This window comes from Salifodinibacter halophilus, assembly GCA_012999515.1.
Lineage (GTDB): Bacteria > Pseudomonadota > Gammaproteobacteria > Nevskiales > Salinisphaeraceae > Salifodinibacter > Salifodinibacter halophilus.
In genome coordinates, this window is sequence record JABEEB010000609.1 from 1 (window position 1) to 243 (window position 243).

The 243-nt window shown below is 67.5% G+C and carries 1 protein-coding gene; it reads right to left on the minus strand.

Annotation, left to right across the window (positions count from 1 at the left end):
• Nucleotides 1–243, minus strand: a 243-nt coding sequence (locus HKX41_13020) for a cell surface protein (protein NNC25055.1), incomplete at both ends; no start/stop codon positions are given.

Genomic DNA, 243 nt, shown 5'->3' on the forward strand with positions numbered 1-243 from the left:
GTCGCGCCGAGCTGGCACGCGAGGAGTTCGACGCCCGCGAGCGCCCAGTTCCCCTGCACGGACCACGACTCGTTGCCGTAGTACTCGTCGACTGCGCTCTGAATGCCGGACGGGTTCGGCCGGTTCCAGAACTGGCAGCCGCCGACGAAGCCCTTCCCAGTGCCCGCCTCGACGATGTCGCCCACGGTCGCCTTATAGGAGACGCGCGGATGGGCGTAGTTCTCCTCCGAGGAGACCATCGTG